This is a genomic window from Paenibacillus sp. EZ-K15 (genome assembly GCF_002573715.1).
GTDB lineage: Bacteria > Bacillota > Bacilli > Paenibacillales > Paenibacillaceae > Paenibacillus_AQ.
Map to the genome: position 1 here is coordinate 1 of NZ_PDHM01000022.1, position 19,839 is coordinate 19,839.

14 protein-coding genes are annotated in these 19,839 nt (G+C 53.2%); 1 reads left to right on the forward strand and 13 read right to left on the reverse strand.

What is annotated here, in order from left to right:
* From CRG97_RS26670 to CRG97_RS26715, 10 genes are all read right to left on the reverse strand, one after another.
* A partial coding sequence (locus tag CRG97_RS26670; RefSeq protein ID WP_098748684.1) for a VWA domain-containing protein occupies positions 1-2,685 on the reverse strand: 2,685 nt, incomplete at its 3' end.
* Positions 2,669-4,675 (reverse strand): vWA domain-containing protein, encoded by a 2,007-nt coding sequence (locus CRG97_RS26675; RefSeq protein ID WP_098748685.1) that lies wholly within the window; start codon positions 4,673-4,675, stop codon positions 2,669-2,671. The genes CRG97_RS26675 and CRG97_RS26670, both read right to left, overlap by 17 nt.
* Positions 4,676-4,924: 249 nt before the next feature.
* Positions 4,925-5,872: a DUF58 domain-containing protein gene (locus CRG97_RS26680; protein ID WP_098748686.1), complete on the reverse strand. Its 948-nt coding sequence runs from the start codon at positions 5,870-5,872 to the stop codon at positions 4,925-4,927.
* Entirely contained in the window at positions 5,869-6,858 is a 990-nt protein-coding gene (locus CRG97_RS26685; RefSeq protein WP_098748687.1) for an AAA family ATPase, read from the reverse strand. The genes CRG97_RS26680 and CRG97_RS26685 overlap by 4 nt, the downstream gene beginning before the upstream one ends.
* 71 nt (positions 6,859-6,929) lie before the next feature.
* Positions 6,930-8,609, reverse strand: coding sequence for a phage tail tape measure protein (locus tag CRG97_RS26690; protein ID WP_098748688.1), 1,680 nt, complete (start codon positions 8,607-8,609; stop codon positions 6,930-6,932).
* A 31-nt stretch (positions 8,610-8,640) separates the two neighbouring features.
* Positions 8,641-9,588 (reverse strand): ABC transporter permease, encoded by a 948-nt coding sequence (locus tag CRG97_RS26695; protein WP_098748689.1) that lies wholly within the window; start codon positions 9,586-9,588, stop codon positions 8,641-8,643.
* Positions 9,585-10,514, reverse strand: coding sequence for an ABC transporter ATP-binding protein (locus CRG97_RS26700; protein ID WP_076324640.1), 930 nt, complete (start codon positions 10,512-10,514; stop codon positions 9,585-9,587). Before CRG97_RS26700 ends, CRG97_RS26695 begins: the two co-directional genes overlap by 4 nt.
* Positions 10,511-12,871 (reverse strand): DUF7408 domain-containing protein, encoded by a 2,361-nt coding sequence (locus CRG97_RS26705; RefSeq protein ID WP_098748690.1) that lies wholly within the window; start codon positions 12,869-12,871, stop codon positions 10,511-10,513. The genes CRG97_RS26700 and CRG97_RS26705 overlap by 4 nt, the downstream gene beginning before the upstream one ends.
* Positions 12,872-13,261: 390 nt before the next feature.
* A complete protein-coding gene (purU, locus tag CRG97_RS26710; protein WP_098748691.1) occupies positions 13,262-14,161 on the reverse strand; it encodes a formyltetrahydrofolate deformylase in 900 nt (299 codons plus the stop codon).
* A 122-nt stretch (positions 14,162-14,283) separates the two neighbouring features.
* Positions 14,284-15,405: a deoxyribonuclease IV gene (locus CRG97_RS26715; RefSeq protein ID WP_098748692.1), complete on the reverse strand. Its 1,122-nt coding sequence runs from the start codon at positions 15,403-15,405 to the stop codon at positions 14,284-14,286.
* A gap of 126 nt (positions 15,406-15,531) precedes the next feature.
* On the opposite strand from CRG97_RS26715, the gene CRG97_RS26720 reads away from it, so the two are divergent.
* Positions 15,532-16,005 (forward strand): DUF2621 domain-containing protein, encoded by a 474-nt coding sequence (locus tag CRG97_RS26720; protein WP_098748693.1) that lies wholly within the window; start codon positions 15,532-15,534, stop codon positions 16,003-16,005.
* 205 nt (positions 16,006-16,210) lie between these two features.
* On the opposite strand, the gene CRG97_RS26725 is transcribed toward CRG97_RS26720, so the two are convergent.
* The 3 genes from CRG97_RS26725 to CRG97_RS26735 all read right to left on the reverse strand — a co-directional run bounded on the left by CRG97_RS26725 (position 16,211) and on the right by CRG97_RS26735 (position 19,833).
* Positions 16,211-17,221 (reverse strand): glycoside hydrolase family 130 protein, encoded by a 1,011-nt coding sequence (locus CRG97_RS26725; protein WP_098748694.1) that lies wholly within the window; start codon positions 17,219-17,221, stop codon positions 16,211-16,213.
* Positions 17,222-17,310: 89 nt separating this feature from the next.
* Positions 17,311-18,255, reverse strand: a complete 945-nt coding sequence (locus tag CRG97_RS26730; RefSeq protein ID WP_237566590.1) for a DUF1861 family protein — start codon at positions 18,253-18,255, stop codon at positions 17,311-17,313.
* 42 nt (positions 18,256-18,297) lie between these two features.
* Positions 18,298-19,833: an extracellular solute-binding protein gene (locus CRG97_RS26735; protein WP_098748696.1), complete on the reverse strand. Its 1,536-nt coding sequence runs from the start codon at positions 19,831-19,833 to the stop codon at positions 18,298-18,300.
* Positions 19,834-19,839 lie beyond the last annotated feature (6 nt).

The following is a 19,839-nucleotide window of genomic DNA, read 5'->3' on the forward strand; positions in this document are numbered from 1 at the left end:
CGGCGGCGGCTTCGCGGAGCTGCCGCCGTAGAAATCGGCGGCGCGGGCTTTGCGCGCCGCCAGCCGCTCGAGGCCGGCGTCACGCGCGGCCTCGCCGGCAGGTGCCGGCCGCCTGCGGAGCAGGGCGGCCAGCCTTGCGCCGATGGCGCCCCATGGCAGAGCCAGGCGCCGCACGGCGATGTCGGCGACCCACAACAGCAGGGCCGCCGCCAGCAGCGGATAGCTCCAATCATGGAGATTCATCCGCGAGGTCGCCTGCCGGTCAAACACTTCGGCCGGGTTGTCCCAGGATAACACGCGGCCTCCGGTCGCCTCGGCCAGCCGCTTCATGGCTTCCTCTCCGCTGCCGGAAGATAGCCGGTATTCCGGCGAATACGGCACAACAAAACCGGTGCCTGGCGCCGCCTGCAGCGCTTCTTCCCCGCTGGCATCCTCAAGCGACATAAGGAATGCTCCCGGCTTAGTAACGTTGACGAGTCCCGTATAACGGCCGGGAGCTTCCTGGATAAGCTCCACCGTCTGCTCGCCGGCTTCATCGTCTCCGATTACCGCATTCAGCTTCTCCGGCGGATTCTCGCCCTCTGCCATAACTTGGAGTTTGACTTGGTTGCCGGCCGTTTCGGTAGTCACTTCATAGGGCGACGACGTAAACTGCGGGAACGTCCACTTCACGATTTCCGTCAACGTGTTGGCGAAGCCGGACCACGATACCCATTCCTTGGACCACTTTCCGCTTAAATCGCTCGTCCATGCCACCGTTCGTCCGGATCCGTATTGCCAGCGCGACAGGATCGGGTCCGGCTCCGGACTGGACAGAACCGTCTGGGCGGAAGACTTCGGCGTTGTTGCTACATAACCATATAGCCCCGGTACGCCCTGCTGGAATAGACTCGCCCAATCGCCCGCATTCTGAACGGCCGGGATAAAGGGTTTATCCACGATATAGGATTTGGCCAGCATCACGGCCTCCCGGCTGAATACGGCCGGCAGCGTCGTTTCATCCTCAACGAAGTAATAACGGCCTTTGGCCGCATCCGCCAAGGATTGAAGAAGGTTCGTATCGGCATCCATCCCGACCGCCACCGAAGACATCGTAATTTTGTTCTCCACCATCGTATCGGTCAGATCCTGATAACCGGAATTCATGGCCGATTGTCCGTCGGTCATCAGAATGATATGTCTGCGCTGGGCGTTAATCTTCAGCATTTCTTCAAGTGCGGAGGAAACGGCAGGATAGATGTTGGTCCCTCCGGCGCTCGGAATCGACTGGATGCTGCTGAGCACCTCTTCCTTGTCCCCGAGCTTCTGCGGCGGAACGACCCACCACGGCTGATCGTCAAAGGCGACGACGCCGACCGTATCCTTGGCTCTCAGCAGTTCCACCGTGCGCATAGCCGATTCTTTGGCCAATTCGATCTTATTGCCATCCATGCTCCCCGAACGGTCGATGACGAGGATGAGACCAAGCGATGGAATCTCCCGCTTGCCTTCGAGCTCCATCGAGACCGGCAGTGCTTTTTCAATCGGGGTTTTAAAATATCCGCCCATCCCGAAGCTATCCTCGCCGCCCGCCATCATAAACCCGATGCCGAAGCTTCGGACCGCCTGCTCGATCAGTTCCATCTGCTTGCCGCCGACGTCACTGCCCGAGACGTTATTAAAGATGATGCTGTCGTACACGGCATATTTGGCCGCTTCCAGCGGAAGCAGCTCCGGCGGAATCACTTCGGTGCCGATCATGCCGGACTCGAGTGCTGCCGTGATATTACTCGACATTCCCGGGGTTCCTTCCACGATCAGGACGTTGGGAGGACCTTCCACCCGGGTGAAATCGAACGCTGCATTATTAGCGGATGCCTCATCCCCGTCCATGAAAATTTCGGCACGGTAGCGGTGAAGTCCCGGGCTCTTAGCCAGGCCTTTTACGGCATACCGGTTCTCGCCCGGGGTTACGTCGACGCGTTCCCGGCCGATCTCACGGTTGTCCTCGTAAATGCGCAATTCACCGGAGGTCTTAAACGTGCTGCGGATCATAACCTCCACATAGAAAGACTCCGCTTGATACAGCTTATCCGGTACCTTCAGTTCCTCCACCGCAACGTCACGGATAGCCTGCTTCGGAGTCGGAAGCACATCAACTGCAATGCCCCGATCCTTCAGCAGCCTTCCGGCCGCTGCCATGCTACCCACATTCTCTTCCCCGTCCGAGATCAACACGATTCTAGAATCGCTGTTGCCCTCGAACAGGCTTCCCGCGAGCTGAAGACCAGACTCCAGCCCCGTAAACTGCTGCTCCAGCAGCGCATTTAAAGAGGCTCCTGCTTTCTCCGTAGAGGATAAACGTCGCTCCACCGCGCCCTCAAGACCTGTAGAAACAACAGCGGTGCCATCCTTCTCGCCTTTTGCCGCAAGGGAATCATTAATCCAGTTCGTGATCCGGGCCGAATCCCCCATACTGTCGGAACGGTCCGCCAGGTACACGACCTGTTTATCCCGCAAGACGGTATAACCGTGCAGACCCGAAATCATAAGAATCAATAACAGAATGACGCAGGTTCTAAAGAATAAAGCCAATTTCTTGCGAAAACCGCTGAGCCGAAAATCCGATTTGTATGCGTAATAGAGAAAGACCCCTGCCGGGATCAACAGCAGCAACAACCATGGTTGGCTAAATTGAACGCCCACGCTGGTACACCCCCCATTCCGCTGCGATTACAGCAAGTGCCAAGGCCGCCAGCCACGGCATTAACGAACCGGTATCGCTTGCCGTCTCGCTGTGCCCAGACGTCCCGGCATGTTCACCAGTTGCCGTATCATCCGAATTCGGTGACGTTTGACTCACGACCGGGCCCTGATCGTTGCTCCAATCTGCCTCGTACGGGTCTGCCGTTACGGCCAGCCAAAACTTAAGCTTCTCGCCCGCTTCATTCTGCTGTTCAAAAGCGTACAGCCCCGGATATTCCGGTACGAGCTGTACCGGCGATATCCCTTGCTCGTTCCGGAGGGCTTCCGCAGCAGGAAGGCCGTCAGCAAGAGCAAGACCGCTCTTGGGTACCCATTTTGCCGCTACCGTATCCGCCGCAATCGGTATATCCGCTTGCGCGCCCGCCATATATCGGCCAAGACCGCTTCCCTTGCCCGAGGTCATCCACTCCAGTGCATTGCTGACCATGACCGGGAATTCCGGCGATAACGGAAGATCGCTATCCTGAAGCAGGAAATTAAACGACAACCGCGGTCGCCCGTTTTCGCTTCCCGCATAGACGATGGGTTGATCTCCCAGTTTGGCTACAGGTTCCCCCCAAGCAGGAGCCTGATCTACCAGCGTACCGAAATAGACGCCCGATAAGGTTACATAGGCGGTCACCGGATGCTTCGCAAGCACGGCGCGTCCTCCTTGGCTTCCAACTTTGGCACCTTCTCCGCCGATCGTCCAGAGCGCCGTTTTGGCGGCCAGTTCCGCCCACTTCCCTTGCTTGAACCCTTCCGGCATGCTCCCGTCTACGACGAGCAGATCAAATTCGCCATCGGGTACGGGCGGTACATCCGATGCTGCGCTGCCCTTGTCCGTATTTTGATCCTTGCCGCCTGGATCCTCACCCTTCTTGTCTTCGGAGCCATCCCAGGCAACCCGGGTGACTTCGGCTCCGCTTAGCTGCAAGGCCTTCTCCAGGAACAAATTGCCCGAAGTCAGCAGAAGTACGCGCGAAGATCCGTGACCCAAACCGAATGCAAAGGAATAATTGTCTGCCGCATACCCGTCATCCTGGGATAACTCAAGCCGATACACCTCCGCAAACGGGAGATCGGCAAAGGATTCGGTTAATTTCTTCCCCGGCGTAAGATTCAACACCTTGCTGGCCAGCAGCTGTTCATCCCCGTAAAGATTCACTTCGGCCGACATCGCTTCCTTGGCATTCGTGCTGAGGACAGCGACCGCCCCATAGGATGAACCTGTTTCACCCTTAGGTGAAATGCCAAATTGGTCGATGGAAACGTTAAGAGGGAGCTCCCCCTGTACCTTCTCTACGGATACCGGAACCTGAAACGTTATGGGAGCGGTATCCTGCTTCCAGTAGCTGTCCGTAAAAATAACGACCTCTGCATCACGCTCTTCCCGTGTCAGAGCGGAAGCAAGCGATAAGGTTTCCCTGTAGGATGCCTGGCCGTAATAGGGCCGCAACCCATCCACGGCCTTATCGATGGCGGCGCGGTCGCCTTCATGGGAGACCAGCGTCGTGGGACTTGCTCCCACGGACAGGAGGGTAATCTCGCTCCGTCTCCCTTGGTCCTTCACGTACTCCTTAATTCGTTCCTGCATCATTTGCAGCCTGGATGCGGCTTCGCCTTCTGCCGAAGGCTGAATCTGCGTGCTCATGCTGCCCGAGGTATCGGCAACGATGACCACATGGGCGCTGCCTCCGCCAGACACCTGCATAAAAGGCTGCATCAGTGCGAAGACCATCAGCGCAGCAGCAAGCAGCTGGAGCCACAGCAGAAGCCGGTTCTGCAGCTTCTGCCACGGCCTGTTGGCCTCCAGGTTCCGAAGCACCCGCTCCCACAGCAAGTGGCTGGGAACGGTTGTATCCACATATTTTCGTTTGAACATATACATAAGCACGATGGCCGGCAGCGTTAAACCGAACCATAGGCTCAGCCAAGATTGAATCCCCAACGTGTCCCCTCCTTACTCCCGTGGACCCTGACTAACACGACTTGGATGTTTTCTCAAAGCATCGGATGAAGGCTCGTCCATCTTTTCCTATTTGAATGAGTTCTCTTCTTATTTGTTCTAAACGACAGGTGCTCGTGAAGCCTGCATTTCATAGTGTGTATATTTACCGGTGTTACCCTGTCTACAAGCTTCCCAAAGCGTATGAAGTCCGGCAGATGCTTGGAACACTGCGTCCTGTATGAGGCTTGTCTATCCAGTGACCAGACCTGCTCCTGCCAGTACCCCGAACATCGCATCCGTAAGCGGCATGTCTGCCGGAATAAGCACGTAAGACATTCCCCGCTCCGCACACACGCGGGACAGCATCGTCCGATACCGCTCCAGCTCCTCTTTGTAAGCATCGAGTACTTTACCCGTCAACGCCACTTCCTTGCCGCTCATCGTTTCGCTGTCGACCAATCGCAAATCGCCGGTCAATTTAGGCTCCAGTTCTTCCCTCGACAAAACATGCACCAGCACCACTTCCTGTCCGGTACCAGACAGAAGGGAAAGCGCCCTGAACAATTCCTCCTCGCCGCCCTCCAGCCAAAAATCGGAGAACACCCAGGTCATTCCCGGCTGCCGGGGTAGTGCGCCAGGAACCGCAAGCGCGGCGCCCAAACTTCCCTCACCTCCCGTTTCTGCCCCTTGCAGGAACGAAAACAGGCGATGGGCCGAGCCCTTTCCTCTCATGATCGGAAGACGAGCATTAATCGAACGGCTGTAACAGGCGACCTGCAGCCTGTCGTAGGAGGACAATGCCATGTAGCCGATGCTTGCGGCGAGTTGACGTGCGAGCAGCCATTTCGGGCTTCCCTTCGTTCCTACCGGATCCGCAGCGGATAGTTCGGATGACGATGACATGACGGCCCCCATCGATGCCGAGCAATCCACGAATAGGCTGACCGTCAGCTCCTGCTCGTCCATGAATTGACGCACGAATGCTTTTCCCGTACGAGAATAGACGCCCCAGTCAAACCTGCGGACATCATCCCCGGGCGAATATACTCGGTAATCGGCGAACTCGAGGGATGAACCAAGCCGGCGGGATCGTCTCTTTCCCTGCAGCGTTCCGGCAACCCGTCGCTTGGCATCGAGACTCAATCGTTCCAGACGCGGAAGCCATTCCGGAGGAAGCAAGTGCCCGCCCCCGCTCACGCGGATGCCTCCAGCGCTTGCAGAACCTCCTGAATAACTTGGTCTGTCGTAATGCCTAGCGCCTGCCCCTCGAAATTCAGGAACAAACGGTGGCGCAGCGCAGATAAAGCTACGGCGCGAATATCCCCTGTCGATACATGCATCCGCCCGCTGCACAATGCACGGACCTTGCTCACTGATATGATGGACTGAATACCCCGCGGTCCGGAACCGAACTGGACGTATTTTCGTACCGCCTCCGGGGCAGCTGCCTCTTCCGGATGCGTCATCATGAGCAGACGAACCGCATAGTCCAAAATCTCCTCGGCAACCAGCACTTCCCGGGCTCCGCGCTGAATTTCCAGCAGCTCGTCTCCGGTCATTTGCCGTTCCACCTGGAATTCGTGGGAGGACGTCGTCCGCTTCACGATTTCCTTCAGTTCATCCGCACTCGGATACGATACTTCGATCTTTAGCAGAAAGCGGTCAAGCTGCGCCTCCGGCAATGGATACGTCCCCTCGTTTTCCAGCGGGTTTTGCGTCGCCAGAACAAAGAAAGGTTTTGGCAGCTGATGGGTTACTCCACCCACCGTGACGGTCTTCTCCTGCATGGCCTCCAGCAAGGCACTTTGGGTTTTGGGCGTGGCCCGGTTGATCTCGTCGGCAAGCACGATGCTGCTGAACAGCGGACCCTTTTGAAAGGTCATTCCGGTGTCTCCATGCTGCCCGAACGACAAAATGTTGGTGCCCGTTATATCGCTTGGCATCAAATCCGGCGTGAATTGAATACGGGAAAAGGACAATTCCAACGCTTCCGACACCGTGCGAACGAGCATCGTTTTACCGAGACCCGGAATCCCCTCCAGGAGGGCGTGCCCTCCTGCAAAAATACACCAGAGCATCTGCTCCACAACATCCTGCTGCCCGACAATCACCTTGCCGATATGTTCCCGCAGGCCTGATATTTTCTCCATCCATTCCTGTGGTCTCACTGCAATATCCGACATGGACGAAACCTCCATCTTCTTGGTAAAGTTCAAATACTCATTCTAGCTTCCGTGATCGGTTCTTCGATCCCTTACGGATTCGGATTGATCTGTATGAAATATTCCTCAACCAACCCTTGCATTTGGTCAGGCAGCTGATTGCGATCTAATGTTTTGCGCGCTTCTGTCTCATAATCACGGTACACTTCCTCATAAGGCCTGGACATGCCCGGAACGGTCGGTGAAACGCCGCCCTTCTGAATATCACCGCCACTGCCCTTGATCTCGCCGGAATCGTTCTGCACATTGCCGCTGCCCTTGTAATCCCGAGGGATCGTCACAAGCTCGCGACCGCCAGAGCCAAAGCCGGCTCCGCTGCCGGTCCCGCTTCCCGATCCTCCGCTGCCACCTGAGCCGGAGCCTGCTCCTGATCCGGAGCCGCTCCCCGAACCGGACCCACTGCCGGCGCCTTGACCTTCACCGGCCCCGGAGCCGCCTTCCCCGGAGCTTCCCTCCGAGCCTTCGCCTCCTTCTCCCGAGCCTTCCCCGGATCCCGCCTGCGCCAACGCCTCGGCACTACCGCCGTTACTCCAGGCATCGGATACCGACATCCCGGCAGCCGTCATCTGATCGGCCAAGCTCAGTCCTTGCGAAGCAAGGGAGGACGCCAGCGAAGCGGCGGATTGCGACTGACTGTCCGACGCGGCTTTGGCTTGCGCCGCTTTAGCCAGCTCCTCGGCCAGCTGCTGGAGCGCTTCTTCCAGCTCCTTCGGCAGCTTGCCTTCCTTCAGCGAGTCGGCTGCTTTCTTGAGCTCTTGCTCCAGCTTCCCGTCCTCCAGCTGCTTGGCAGCTTCCTCAGCCAACTTTTTCAACGCATCGGACAGCTCGTTCTTCTCTTCCTGGGACATCTTTTTCACCTGCTCGGTGAGTTTCTTCATTTCCTGCTTTAGCTCATCGGCCATGCCTTCGGCAAGCTTTTTCCCTACCTGGGACAACGCCTTCTGCTGCTGCATTTTTTGGGCCAGCTCAGACAATGCCTTCGCTTTTTCCTCCTGCTGTTTCGCCATTTTTTCAAGCTCTTTCATCGCTTCTTCCAGCTTCTCCAGCGCTTGCTCGGGATGTTTCTCACGGTCCAGCGCTTTTTTCAAAGCATCCAGCTTCTCCTGCAGCTTCTTCCTGTCAGCAGGATCGATCGTTTCTTTCTGGAGTTCCTCCGCAAGCTTTTCGGTTTTGGCTGCCTGCTCCTTCATCCAGCTCTGCGCCTCTTTTGCCGCTTCCACCTTCTTGTCCATCGGGTTCGGAACAAAAACAAGGATGAGCACGGCAGCCAGCGAAGCGCCACAGATCAAAAGATGTCTTTTTCGATTAGGGTAAGGAAGACGCTCCGGCAATTGCTCCGCAAAACGCGCGCCATAGCGTTCCGCCTGCTCACGCTGCCATTTAGCGGCCTGCGATTCCTCTTCTTTGAACGATAGTGCCGTCACCATCATGTCGCTTCGCTCCGCTCCGTCCGGAACATGATCCATCGCTGAAGCGGCCTCTTCGATCGGAACCCGGTGCAGCCATCCCCATAACAAGCCTACGAAGCCGGCTCCGACAGGAACGGCCACGGATGCGACGGGAAGCCAGGCTATGGGTAAGAATCTCCCCAGCACCAGGAGCAGCAGCAGCGCGGCAAACCCTGCCATCAGTCCGTATAAAACATACGTTATGACGCGAAATCGCTGCAGCCGCCGTCTCGCAGCTTCGATAAAACGCATGATGTTGTCCATTGCTCTTCCTCCTTACCGTACTCTTATGCTTTTACGCTTCGTCCCGCGTCATTTCCGGTTCTTGCGAGAGCTTTACTTCGTTCTTATCCTTACGTTTCCGCCTTGCGATAGGACGTATTTTCCGTATGGCAACCCACAGGGCGAGAACGATCACAACCGAATAGACGATGAAAAATTCCAGCCACAATTCAATGGGAGCCTTGCTGTTCAAACTCCCGCCGTGCAGCAGGAATACGTCTTTTGAGAAGGACGGGTTAAACAAACTCATCATCGCCCCTGCCGGATTCAAGCCCAGCAAATATCCGACCCAGGAATAGCTGCCCGGCGTAGGCGCCTGCCCGCTTTGATACATATTCCGCTGTTCAATCCCCATGAAGAACAAATACAGCAGTCCTGTTATAAGGAAGATCATAAGTCCCGCACCGTAGGTGACAATAATCGCGACGATGGTTCTTTTGAATAAAGTCGAGAACATCACGCCAAGCGAACCGAGCAGCAGCATGACGAATAAATAAAAAACAAAAACGGATATGAGCTGTTTCGGCGAAATCCCCCCATACAGGAAAACAATGCTGTATACCGGCAGGGTGGCCAGCACGATCAGTGTCATGAAGCTGAGTGCCGACACCAGCTTGCTCAGCACAATCGTGGCCGAGCTCTGCTGCGTCGTCAGCAGCATGCTCAGCGTTTGCTTCTCCCGCTCGCTGCTGATGACGCCGGCGGTAAGAGCAGGCGCCATGAACGCGATGAGGACAAGCTGAGCAAAACTCAGCACATAGAACATCATTTGGCTCATCTGCGGATCGAATCGCTGAGGTCCCCGCTGTCCCAAATATAAGAAGAGGTAAATGAAGCCCATCGCAACAGCTCCGAGCGCCAACACATAAAATAACACCGACAGCATAGAACGCGTAGAACGCATCCGCAGCCGAAATTCCTTGTCAATGACCGGATTAATTAGCTTTCTGCTCCAATTCATTCGCGGGGTCCCCCTTTGGTAATTTCGAGGAATACATCCTCCAGATTGCTCTGTGCTTCCTGAAACGAGACAATCGGAATTTCCCAGGAGACCACCTGCCGCAGCAGAGCGCTTTGCTGCGCATCATCCCCGCCGTAATGAACATGGACACCGGTGTTATCCGTTAATACCGACGAGACAAAGGGTTCGTCCCGCAGCTTCTCGGCCAGTTCCTCTTCACGCTCGAGCGTGCGGATATGGATAACTTTTTTCACGCGGAGACGGCTCTGAATATCAGCCACCTTGCCTTGGGCAACCATCTCGCCGTGCTCGATTACCCCGATTTCATCCACCATCTCCGCCAGCTCAGGCAAAATATGCGACGAAATGATGATCGTCTTGCCCATCAGCTTCAATTCCTTCAAGATTTCACGCATCTCGATCCGCGCCCGCGGATCCAGCCCCGAAGCCGGCTCATCCAGAATCAATACGTCCGGATCATGCACCAGACACCGGGCAAGGCATAAACGCTGCTTCATGCCGCGCGAGAGACTGTCGACGTACGTATCCGCTTTGTCGCTCAGGTTGACGAGCTCCAGGAGCTGCGGAATGAGCTGCTCCCTCTCGGCGCGCGGAATGCCGTAACTTGCCCCGTAAAAATGCAAATATTCGGTAGATTTCAGCTGGTCATACACGCCAAAGAAATCGGGCATGTAGCCGATCCGCTTGCGGACCTCTTTGGGATGCTGGGTCACGTCGAAGCCGCCGACCTTGGCAACACCCGAGGTTGGCAGCATCAGGGTGGCCAATATGGACATCGTCGTGGATTTGCCTGCTCCGTTCGGGCCGACAAATCCAAATACCGTCCCTTTTTCGATATGAAGACTGATGTCCTTCAACGCATGGAACGTTCCGTATTTTTTACTCAGGTTTCTAATCTCGATCATGGAGTGGCCTCCCCCTTCACAGACAGCTCCGGCATCATAAAGTTGGTCTGATCCTTGGCGGTGATCATGAAGCGGATCCGATTCCCCACGATATATTGCTCCGGATTTTTGGTAATGGTATGCACATTGTTCACGTCTGTAACAGGCTCCCATTCGCTCTTCTTTGAGTTCCAGATCTCCATCGTAACGTTGTTATTGAATTTAGTGCCTTTTATAGACAATTCCGAATACTTCACGTTGCCTTCCGATATTAACGGGAATTCGGCGATCAGGCTGCCCTGTCCCATTTCGACCCCATGAGGGTAAACCCCGAACATCGGCGCATTCACCTGCGATATCTCAGGAGACAGGAAGCCGTAAGGAATGTTGATCTCCCCGTTCAGTCCCCAATCCATCTCCACCGGCTGTATCCAGAAATTGAGCTGATCACTGTCCACCTCAGCGCCTTTCAGCGTATAATTCGTCAAATGGTCCTTGCTCCATCCCAAAATGTAAGCATCCCTATTGACCATTCTGTTGGAATATCCGTATGGGGACAAAATATCGCGCTCACGCTGTTTCGGATCATTCTGCGAATACGGGTACAGCATCCCGGACAAGTCACCGCCCGTAAACTTGATGATTTGTTTCGGGTCCTGAGGAACGGCAGCCGCCTCTCCCTTCTTGATATCTCCCAACTTATAGGCTTTGCCTCCAATAACCAGTGCAACCTCGGTCAAATCGTTAATCGTGTCATTGGTGACCTTACCGTTTAATTCTCCTTTGGCATCGAGCTTCAAATCCATGCCCAGGCGCCCCATCTCCTCGGTTCCTTGACGGTCCACCCATACCTTGGCTAATGACCATTGGGACATGTCGCGAAGCTCCAGCGTCGTGGAGGCCTGCTCCACTCGGACAAAATTCTTATTCTCGCCCATTCCCCCAAACGTGTTTCGGGACTGCGCCGTTCTCAAATACGTATTCTCCGGAAATTCCAAGGCATAGTTCCCGCTTCTAGGCGTGAAGAATGCGGAAGCTGTCGATTTAACCGCATCCCCCTGACCGTTTAGTTCAATCAAGTTGATGGTGTGTGCGAGTTCCCGCGTCTTGTCCGATGAGCCGACCACGTAAACGGAACCGCTCGCGATGACGGCAATGATCGGGATCAAGAACCAAGCCCATTCCCGCTTGTCCGCCTTCTTCAAGATATAGTAGAGCAGCGGCGCAACGACCACCGCATAAATAATGAGCATCCACAACAGCAGCGTGAAGGAAGGCATCTTCAGTGATGGAAAATATTCCAGAACGTAATTCAAATTGTCCATCAGCGAATTGTAGTACATGCCATTCTGCGCACCCATCATGGGAAGGTTATTGCGCAATATCGATGCCCAAGCATCCGGATGGCCTGCCCATGAGCTCACTGGTTCCATAGCCAGATCATAGGCCGCATATTGAACACTTCCTTGACCATAGGCCTTCGAGGCAAACAATGGTTGTCCATCCGCTTCAATCCCGATTTGTGCGCCTTCCACCGCTTTCGCTGTAGAAATAGTAAATGCCCCATCCAGTTTCAGCGGCTTCCCGCCAAGCTTCTCCAGCTCGGCCAGCGAGTTAACGGTGGTGGTGCCGTTCGCAACTACCGGCGTAATGTCGGCAAACGGTGCCGCTGTTTTGGTATATCCCGCGCCTCCGGCCAGAATCAGGGTGCCGCCGCCATTTACCCAATCTGTAATCGCCTTGCGCTGAGGCTCTGACAGCGTATCGGAAGCAAAATTGTTGATAACAATGACGTCCAATCCGTTCAGCAGCATTCCATCCGACGGAACGCTGGCGTTCTTAAGCGGGAACACGCTCACGCTGTTGCCCTTGCCGTTAAGGACATTCATGAAATTCATCGTATCCGGATCATCCGATAACACGGCAATGAGTGCGCCTTGATAAGGAGAAGCCTGCACGTAGTTTTTACCTGTGGCAAACGGAATCTGCTTCCCCTTGGTATAAGATCCTTCATAGAAGAGGATCTGGTTATTATCTTTATTCAGCATGGCCCCTGGAATGCCGATCACGACTTCCTTCGGCGTATCCTTCGGCAGGTCCACCTGCTGGACGTAGGAAGTTTGATATCCGAAGCCATTGTAGTTCTGAATCTGCACGACCACGTCACCGGATATATCCCGGTCACTGGTTAAGGTCAGTTTGAGCGGATTCCATTTATCATGTTTAATCTTGCCTTGATAACCCATTTCGGATTGAATGCCAATCTTCGCTCCGTCGGCGTAGACGTTTCCGGCCGGAATCGACAAGGATAACGTGGCCACAATCAGCAGCGCCACCATCGGCAGCAACATCCACGTTTTTTTTGTATAAAACGACAACTGATGATTCCCCTCTCCACATATAAATTGCTTTCACATGAAAAATGACACATATGTTCCGAAGACGTATGTAAAGGTTCTCTTCACAAGTTCAACTATATTGACGAGTCGAATTCATGAAAAGTTTGACGTTTCCTTCCATAACAAGTTGTATTGGACCGTATTTTCAGCATTTCCGGGGGATTCAGCTTTTTTTACCAAGTCAACTATAAATAAAAATCCCACTCCAATAAGAGGAGCGGGATCAAGGGGTAATCCATTGCAGCGTTAAAGTGTTGGGCTGCTCCATTGTACTATCTATGATGAATCGTCCGAATACAGCCTCATATTCTTACTTGCACCCAGACACAGGCTGTCTTCCCGTCTGATTATACTTCCGCTTGCAAACCGTTAGTTGAATACAACCGTTTTGTTGTTATGCACCAGAATCCGATCCTCGACATGCCATTTGACGGCTCTTGCAAGCACCACGCGTTCGATGGTACGGCCAATACGCTTCAACTCGTTGACATCGTCCCGGTGGCTAACGCGCTGCACGTCCTGCTCAATAATCGGTCCGCCATCCAGCTCTTCGGTTACATAATGGGCGGTTGCTCCGATAATTTTCACCCCGCGGTTATAAGCTTGCGCATAAGGCTTGCCGCCGACAAAGGCCGGAAGGAAGGAATGGTGAATATTGATAATCCGGTTCCGGTAATGTTCGATAAAGGTTGGCGAAATAATCTGCATGTAACGCGCAAGGATAATCACATCGATATCATCGCCGATCACATCCAGCTGACGTTGCTCCGCTTGAGGCTTCGTATCCGCTGTAACCGGAATGTGGTGATACGGGATACCGAACGATTCTACGTATTCCTTCATATCTAGGTGATTGCTCACCACCAGTGCGATATCCGCATCCAGATCGCCAGCCTGCCATTGCCACAACAGCTCTACAAGGCAGTGATCTTCTTTTGAAACAAAAATCGCCAGTCGTTTCTTACGGACCGCATGATAGATATTCCATTCCATACGGAATTGATCGGCAACTTCCTGGAAGGACTCCTCCAGCTTGGGAAGCTTCGTATTCAAATCCTCCAGATCAAATTCAACCCGCATAAAAAACATGCCGCCGGCAGGATCCATCGTATATTGATCAGACTGGACAATGTTGGCGCCATGCTGGTACAGAAACTGGGAGACCGCCGCCACAATTCCCGGTCCATCCGGACAGGAGATCAGCATGCGGGCGCGATTAGGGTACTGACCTGCCGCAGAGGGCAGATCCTTCTTGATGTGAATTTCCATGAGACTCGGTGATCCTCCTTTTGAATCTGCAATTAACGGCCTCTCAGGAAAACATGCCGCGACATGCGGACGTTATCCTGAGAATGCCTTAGTATTCTGAATATAAAGCCATTTAATGAAGCTTATGAAGTCAGGGAAACACCGGACAACCAAGCGATCAGGCGCTGATTGATCTCTTCCTCCGAAAGGTCGGACAGCAGGCCTGCTGCCATGACCATATCATACAGGCGCTCCATCGGCTCGCGAGGATCCGCCTTTTTGGCTTTGGCATCATTCTTCAGAAGCGTCCAGGTATCCAGCACGAACGAACGGGATTCAATGCCTTCCTTCGCAAAAAAAGCACCCAGTTCTTCTACTTGCTGAGCAAAAGTTGGCCCGAAACGGCCTTCCACATCCCCACGCAGAAGCGCAATCTCGATCTCATACATCGGACGCTGCGTTTTCGGATCTTTACCGATCCACGGCGTCTCCAGAATGAACGGTCTGCCCTGTAGCTTCTCGTGATGAACCACTCTTTGAATGGCTTCATAGCCGATCCATCCGGTTCCAATCGGCGTATGACGGTCTTTACCCGCTCCACGCGGATTCTTGCTGTCATTCACGTGCACGACCGTTAACCGATCGAGTCCGATCAGCTTGTCGAACTGCTCCAGCACGCCGTCCAGATCATTTACAATATCATAACCCGCATCATGAATATGGCAGGTATCGAGGCAGATGGCCAAACGGTCATTGTACTTCACCTTATCAATAATGGAAGCAATTTCTTCAAAACTGCGTCCCATCTCGGTGCCTTTGCCGGCCATCGTCTCCAGCGCAATCTTCACTTCGGTCTCGTCCGTACCGCCGAGCACTTCATTGAGCCCTTCGGCAATTCGGTCGATGCCGTATTCCGCATCCTTATCGGTATATGCACCCGGATGGAGAACGATATTCTTCACGCCGACCGCATGCGTGCGGCGAATCTCCTCTTGCAAAAAGCTTACCGCCAGCTCAAACGTGTTGGGCTTGTACGATCCAAGGTTGATAATGTATGGCGCATGGACCACAATCTCATCAATCCCGCTTTCCTGCATAGCGGCTCTGCCTTCTTCGATAAACATGGAATCGATCGGCTTGCGGCGCGTGTTTTGCGGCGCGCCGGTATATATCATGAACGAGCTTGAGCCATATGATGTAGCTTCAGCCGTCGCAGTCAGCAATCCCTTGTCCGAAAACGACACGTGGGAACCAATTTTCAACATGCTGTATCCCCCTTTTTTTAACACACAATTACACCTATTTTAGCTTGTATATCGAAATAAATCTAGAAATGCGTTATAATTCTCATGAAAGTGTCATGTGACAATAATCATTGAGGTGATATACAAATGAAGAGCACAGGGGCCGTCATGGGCTATTTGTCGTCCAGTGCGCCGCCGTCATGGTTCATGAACTCCATTGCCTTCTGGGGATGGGTCATGCTTGGGCTGATGGGCATCGGCGGATTTTTCATGTTCCGCAAGTTTCTGAAAGTGCTTCCCAAAGCCGACGGCAAATCGAAGCTCGATTGGCAAAATTACTGGGTAGAGCGAAGCCGCCCGCTGTGGACGGATGAATCCAAAGCATTTCTGGACGAACTGGTGCAGCCTGTTCCAGGACCGTTCCGGGATATCGCCAAACACTCCATTGCAGCCGAAATCGGCAAAATCGCCGTCGAATCCGGCGCAAACGAAGTAACCCGGGATCACTGCATCAAAGGTTACATCGTGGCTACGCCGAAGCGGGATTACAAATTCCTGATGAACTTTCTGCACAAGAAAGGCATTGATTATACGCCTTACAAACACCTGATTAATAGGTAGAAGTCTGTTGAGTTTAATGGATCGGCCAGGCTTACAAAAAAAGAGAAACAAAGCCCAGCCAGCCCGTGGTGCATGGCGGTTGAATTCCGCACATGCACCACGGGCTGGTTTGTTCCACATCAGGATATAATCCGAACCGCAGGTATCATGCAATTCTTGTACAAATTTGAAGACGGAAAGATGCAGTGTTCCGCCTGCCCCATCCTTATCCCTCCAAACAGAGCCGGATTAGATCGTCCACATGAGCGGTAGCCAAGCATTCCACCGTGTCGGCGGCCCCGTAATAGATTTTCACTTCTCCATCCTCCTCCAGCACCATGCCGCCGGGGAAAATGACATCATTGCGGAAGCCACCATTCGTCTCGTACAGTGCCTCAGGCGCAAGCAGGGGCGATGCGCTCATGCCAAGGATCTTCTTCGGATTGTCAAGATCGAGCAGCATAATGCCGGCAGTATACCGTTTCTTCCAGGTCGGCTCCCAGCCGTTCTTCCCTCTAGCGGAATCAATATCCACCGCATGGAACGTAGTAAGCCAGCCCTTATCTGTCTTCACGGGCGGTGCGGCCGGACCGATCTTGTCATTGGCGAACGGCACCTGCTCCACCGCCAGCAGCAGCTCGGAACGGCCCCAATATATCAGATCCGGCGACTCCGAGATCCAGGTGTCGAACCGGTCCACTCCGCCGCGGCTATACACCGTGAACGGCCGTTCCAGCCGGACGTAGTTGCCGTTGATCCGTTCCGGGAATAGCACCATATTTCGCAAGTCTGGCGTTGACATGCTCAATACTTCAAAGGATTCAAAATCGTCCGTTACTGCGATACCTCCCCGGATGCCGTGCCGCGTATCTACCGCGAAGCACATGTAGCAGCGGCCGTCAATGACCGTCAGACGCGGATCATAGGCGCGGAGAATCTCTTCGTCGCGCAGTTTGAAGATCGGCTTTGGCCCCGCTGTCCAGTGAATACCATCGTCGCTGAAGGCGATGCCGAGATCTGTCGTATGATGCGGATCAATGATCTGCTTCTCCAGCGAGCCATAGTCATTGCGGAATACCATGATGTAGCGGCCGTTAAACTTAGCGACGCCTGCATTGAAGACAAGTGCGGTGGGATACGGAACACGTGCCGCGTCCAACACGGGGTTGGCCGGATGGCGGCGAATGAACGGGCTGGACGCCAGCGTTCCAATGTTGGGCATATTCGTGGTTTTCATCTATTAATATCCTCCTCCTTGTAAGCTGAAAAGTACAATTTCCGGGTTATCAACGTGTCCTTCGCGAGTGCGAATTCTCCCATGAGCTTCTAAACAAGAAGCCCATGCCTTGCGAAAGGATAGTCGATCGTAATACGTCCTACCTGACAATCACTAAGACCACTGTAAAGATCAGCCTTGCCGTCCGGGCGCATGACAATGCCTGAAGAAAAAACACAGTCCACCAAATACGGTGCTTTGGCAGGTCCTGCCGGGTAGCAGGAACGACTACCGATCACATGAAGGTCCGATGACTCACAGGTGGTTGGATCGAAGACGAAGGCCATGTTCAGGTACACCTTCAATTCCCCTCCGTTCTCATCCTTATCCAGGTAACAAATGTGGCCAATGATTCCGATTTTGTCACTGTCGAGGAGATAAGCCTGATTGACGCCTCCCCATTCGCCTTCCCCGAAGATGCCATGAATGTAAGGTGCGTTCTCGATGACGTCCGCAGTCAAATCTTCCAGTCTGTCAACGACCGTAAAGCCGATCATGGATTCGCTCCCGTATTTGCCTCTCATCTCGGCGCTGCGCGGACGCGAGAAAACGCCGATCCTTCCGTCCGACAACGACACAAGACGAATATCCTTCATTTTGTTAGGTCCGGTCGTGAAGTAGTACAAATTATGGAGGTCGGTGCCCCGAAAGAAATAGCCGAAAAATGTGCTGTATCTTCCACTTTGGTATTGCACATGAGTCCCGCCCATTACGAGCTCATCACCGATTTCGCTGATGTAAGGGTCCTCCAGAGTATAGATCATGCTATCTTCCACCACGCTCCATTCATCCTGTCCCGTTTCCTCGAACAGGCGGACCCAAGAGCGGGCCCATTCCTCGCGACGTTCTACCCGCCCGAACAAATAGCGCTTCCCATCCCGTTTGAATGGAATCGAAATATTGTAGACATCAAAACCATCCACGCCATGAAATTTCAAGGTTGCACTTTCATAGATCGTTTTTGTCGCTTCAAATTCAATTCGTTGCTTCTGCAAGGTCAAAATTCCTCCACACCTTCCTTTTGTTTTTCAACTCGTTTATTTAAGTGAAGCTTGATACTCCTGGAATTGCTTCTGGTATTCTGCAACCACTTTATCCAGACCGGCTTTCCTCATTTTTTCTAGTGCAGCCGGGAAGGCCTTATCGTATTCTTGAACCCCCATATAAATCGGAGTGATGCTTGCCGAAGCTTCCGACAAAATATTGGTGTATTCGGCTCTTACATTCGTCGGGTCAAAAATAAAGTTCGCCGCGATACTGTTGATTGCATTCGGATTTGGCTCAAACAAGACTTTGTTGTTATCTGGAATGCTGTTCTCCAAGTCAAATCGCATGAAGTTTACGTTGCCGTTTTGCGAATCAGAACCTCTAAACCCCGGATTATTATTGTTATTCGGATCTTTGATCGGCTTAAAGCCCGTCTCACCGTCCTTGGTGTAGTGCTTGCCTTCAATGCCATATTGTACCAGATCATAATTTTCTTGACTTGCCAGCATCCAATCCATGAATTTGACGGCCGCTTCCGGATTTTTGCTATTTACCGGTACGGCATTTCCGTTCTTGAAGGTGAGCGGACGCATATATTCTTTCTCCGGGTTAAACCATACAACGCCGATATCGTTTACAGTGGCTTCTGGATTGTACTTCTTGAGCCCGTTCAAGCTTCCGCCAGTTCCCAAACGGACGAACCATTCACCGCTGTCGAGTTGTGCATCTACCTGCTCCTGCTTCATGACCAGGATATCGGGATTGGTAATACCCTTTGTGTACAGCTCGCGCATGAAAGACGCATCTTTCTTGAACTCTTCGGTCTCAATCCAAGACTTAACCTCGCCGCTTTGATTCACATAGAAGAACTTATCCTTCACGGTAAACGGGAACGTGTCATAAGTCCGGTGCAGGATGGACGTATGCAGGTAGATCGGGTCAAAGTCAGCGCGAGTGCCAAGATAGGGCTTATTGCTTCCCTTCCAGTTCTTCATGACAATCTCCCAAGCGCTGATCAATTCAGCTGGAGTCGTCGGCTCTTCGAGATTATTCTCAGAGAGAATGTCACGACGAATATTGAATTGACCTTCACTCGCCATTTCAACCCAATAAGAGGGAACAGCATAATACTTGCCATCGATTTTAGCTCCGTCGAAGATATCATCAGGAATATATTTCTTCAGATTTTCTCCATACTTTTCGATCGCATCCGTGATATCCGCCAGTGCACCGCGGTTATAGTAGCTCGAGAACGGCGTGCGGTCCTGCATGACGTGGAACAGGTCGAAATCTTCCCCAGTGGACAGCATTAAGTTCAGCTTCTGATCCCACGCATCCCACGGTATATATATTTTTTCCACCTCAACGCCGACACCGTCCGCAGCCAGCTTCTCATTGACCTTTTGGAACACTTCCTTGTAGTCTTTCGGCTCTGTGCCTGGAACTAAATATTTGATTTTGACCGTATTGGCAGGCTTGTCATTATTCTCTGAATTGGAGACTGAAGAATTGTCTCCCTTACCGCATCCAATTAACGTCGAAAGGACAAGCACCACAGCCAATAGAAACACACCATACTTTTTCATATTAAA